The organism is Bradyrhizobium sp. (genome assembly GCF_049581145.1).
Lineage (GTDB): Bacteria > Pseudomonadota > Alphaproteobacteria > Rhizobiales > Xanthobacteraceae > Bradyrhizobium.
Map to the genome: position 1 here is coordinate 1 of NZ_JBAURI010001042.1, position 3559 is coordinate 3559.

3 protein-coding genes are annotated in these 3559 nt (G+C 66.5%); 1 reads left to right on the forward strand and 2 read right to left on the reverse strand.

Going from position 1 to position 3559, the window contains the following annotated elements; all coding sequences use genetic code 11:
• Positions 1-1295, reverse strand: a 1295-nt coding sequence (locus tag WCB02_RS33630; RefSeq protein ID WP_423965252.1) for a sulfate adenylyltransferase subunit 1, incomplete at its 3' end; no start/stop codon positions are given.
• 28 nt (positions 1296-1323) lie between these two features.
• The gene (gene cysD / locus WCB02_RS33635) at positions 1324-2217 is read right to left on the reverse strand and encodes a sulfate adenylyltransferase subunit CysD (protein WP_423965255.1); all 894 of its coding nucleotides are present in this window, start codon (positions 2215-2217) and stop codon (positions 1324-1326) included.
• Positions 2218-2359: 142 nt separating this feature from the next.
• On the opposite strand from cysD, the gene cysG reads away from it, so the two are divergent.
• The coding region (gene cysG, locus WCB02_RS33640; RefSeq protein WP_423965258.1) for a siroheme synthase CysG at positions 2360-3559 on the forward strand (1200 nt) is incomplete at its 3' end.

Consider the following 3559-nt stretch of genomic DNA (forward strand, 5'->3'; position numbering starts at 1 on the left):
ACCGCGCGCTGGCCGGCATCGACCGACAGCACCAGGCCGCCGCCGGCGATGCGGCCGGCGACTTCGATCACCAGCCGCCCGATGCGCGGGTTGTCGGCGGAGGCATCGGCGGCGATCGGCTGACTCAGCGAGATGTCGATCTCGCCGACATGATTGCGGCCGATCGATTGGGTCTCGACGCTCGAGAGATCGCCGGGATCGACCGCCTTGTCGATCGCGACCACGGTGGCGCGCGCCTCGCGGGTGCCGAGCCGGACCAGGACCTGGTCGCCTTTCGCCAACGGCTTGTCGTGCAGCCAGAACACCCGGGCGCGCAGCCTTCGCGTATCGCGCGGCGCAGCGCCCGTATGCGCGATGATGTCGCCGCGCTCGATGAAAAGCTCGCGGTCGAGCGTGATGCCGACCGAGCGGCCCGCGCTCTGCCTGCCCTTGACCGGCGTGGTGGGCCAGCTTTCGACCGTCCTGATCCTGGCGATCTTGCCTGCCGGCATGATCACGATCTCGTCGCCGCTGGCGAGATCGCCGGATTCGATGCGGCCCGCGATGATGCGGCGATCGTCGAACTTGTAGATCGCCTGCACCGGCAGCCGCAGCGGCAGGCTTTCCAGCGACCGCGCCGGCTCGAGCGCATCCAGCGCCTCGACCACGGTTGGGCCGTCATACCACTCCATCCGCGGCGTGCGCGCGGCAACGCCGTCGCCGTCGCGCGCCGAAATCGGGATGACAGCCTTCGGCGTCACGTCGAGGCCGGTCAGATGCGCGGAAATCTCCGCGCTGATCTCATTGAAGCGCGCCGCCGAAAAGTCGACCCGGTCCATCTTGTTGACGACGACAGCGACCTGTTTGACGCCGAGCAGATGCAAGAGATAGCCGTGCCGCCGCGTCTGGTCGCGGACGCCCTCCAAGGCGTCGATGATCAGCACCGCGCCGTCGGCCTGCGAGGCGCCGGTGATCATGTTGCGCAGGAATTCGGCATGGCCGGGCGCATCGATCAGGACGATATCGCGCGAGCCGGTGCGGAAACGGATCTGCGTGGTGTCGATGGTGATGCCCTGGTCGCGCTCGGTCTGCAGCGCGTCGAGCAGGAACGACCATTCGAACGGCATGCCGCGCCGGGCGCTGACAGCTTTCAGCATCTCGAGCTTGCCCTCGGGCAGGCTGCCGGTCTCGTGCAAGAGCCGTCCGACCAGCGTCGATTTGCCGTGGTCGACATGGCCGACGATGACGATGCGCACCTGCGGGCGCGTGGTGCCGTTCGGCGTGGTCGGCAGCGCGGACTGGACGATCATATTCATGACAGCACTCATCACTCAAACGTTTGGATCAGAGATAGCCTGCGACCCGCAGCCGCTCGAAAGCGTCCTCGGTCTCATGATCGAGTGCGCGGCCGGCGCGTTCCGGCACCTTGGTCTGTTCCAATTCGATCAGGATGTCCTCGATCGAAGACGCCTGCGAGGCGACCGGGAAGGTGATGTCGGCGTCGCCGAGCGACCGGTAGCGCTTGCCGTCCCTGGCGAGATAAAGCGGAATGATCGGGATGTTCTCGCGCTTTGTGTAGGCCCAGATGTCGGCCTCGGTCCAATGCAGGATCGGATGAATCCGCAAATGCGCGCCCGGCGGCGGCGAGGCGTTGAACTGATCCCAGAACTCCGGCGGCTGGTCGCGGACGTCCCAGCCGCCTTCGGTGCCGCGCGGCGAGAACACGCGCTCCTTGGCCCGCGTCGCCTCTTCGTCGCGGCGGATGCCGGCGATCAAGCCGTCGAAACCGTATTTGGCGAGCGCCATTTTCAGGCCCTCGGTCTTGCGCGCGGCCGAGCGCGCCGCCGGCGGCAGCGTCGGATCGATCGCATCGATCGGCGGGCAGGGCTCGACCCTGAGATCGAGCTCCCATTCCTTGCCGTAGCGATTGCGGAACGCATACATCTCGGGAAATTTCCTGCCGGTGTCGACATGCAGCGCCGGGAACGGCACGTGGCCGAAGAACGCCTTGCGCGCCAGCCAGATCATCACGTTGGAGTCCTTGCCGAGCGACCACAACAGCGCCAGCTTCTTCAGCCGCGCGAAGGCTTCGCGCAGGATGTAGATGCTCTGCGCTTCCAGCGCGTCGAGGTGATCCACCGAAGGCGTATCCGGCGAAATTTGCGGCACGGAAGATGCTTGGATCGGCTGCGCCCCGCGCAACCGCGCCGTCGTGGAATCGTTGTCGAGAAGATGCATCTTGCGGGCCTTGCGTCGGGAGGCGAAAATTCTATGGTTGCGCCGCAAAATAGAAGGAAAAATCTTCTCTTTACGCCGGTGCGATGAGACATATATAGAAAAAAATTCCAGTCAACCCCGGAAGCGGGGAAGCGAGTAGCGCATGCGGTTCTTGCCGGTGTTTCTCAATTTGCAGACCGGTCCGGTGCTTCTGGTCGGCGCCGGCGAACTCGCGCGCGCCAAGCTGCGCCTGCTGATCTCGGCCGGCGCGCGCGTGCGCTGGTATGAAACGTCCGGCGAGCACGATATCTGCGGGCTCGAACCGGCCGACCTCATCTCTATCGAACTGGCCATGGGCGACCCGCTTGCCGCCGACCTGACAAATGTCATCGCGATCATCTGTGCTGGCGCCGGCGATATCGGCGTTGCGATGTCGGCGCGCGCCAAGGCGGTCGGCCTGCCCGTCAATGTGATGGACGATCTGGTCCATTCCAGCTTCATCTTTCCCGCGATCGTCGATCGCGGCGACGTGGTGGTCGCGATCGGCACCGGCGGGACTTCTCCCGTGGTGGCGCGGCGGGTGCGCGAGCGCATCGAGGCCGTGCTGCCGGCGAGAATCGGCGATCTCGCCGGCTTCATCGGCGGCTTCCGCAAGATGATGCATGCCCGGATCGGTGAATTTTCGCTGCGCCGGCGGTTCTGGGAACGCGTGATCGATGGCCCGATCGGCGCGCTGGTGCTGGAAGGGCGCAGGGCCGAGGCCGAAGCGGCGCTTGAGAAAATCGCCGATCCCAGCGCGTTTGCGGCGATGCCTGCGCAGGGCATGGTGACGCTGGTCGGTGCCGGCCCCGGCGATCCCGACCTGTTGACGGTGAAGGCGCTGCGCGCGCTGCAGGACGCCGACATCGTGTTCCACGACGATCTGGTGTCGCAAGAGATCCTCGACCGCATCCGCCGCGACGCCGCGCGCGTTGCGGTCGGCCGCCGCGCCGGCAAGCCCGGCATCGGCCAGGACGCCATCAACCGGCTGCTGATCGAGGCCGCACAATCCGGCCAGCGTGTGGTGCGGCTGAAGGGCGGCGATCCCCTCGTGTTCGGCCGTGGCGGCGAGGAGGTCGAAGCGCTGCGCAAGGCCGGCGTCGCCTATTCGGTGGTGCCCGGCATTACTGCTGGCCTCGGCGCCGCCGCTGCCTTCGACGTGCCGCTGACCTTCCGCAAGGAGGCGTTGCGCATCACCTTCCTGACCGCGCACCACACCGCCGATGCCGAGGCAGTCGACTGGTCGACCTTGACCGACACCAGAATGACCATCGTGGTCTACATGGGCATGACGGCGGCGTCTTCGGTGCGCGAAGGCCTGCTC

Coding starts and splice junctions, on each gene's coding strand:
- cysD (WP_423965255.1), bottom strand. CDS start 2,217: ATGCATCTTCTCGACAACGATTCCACGACGGCGCGGTTGCGCGGGGCG.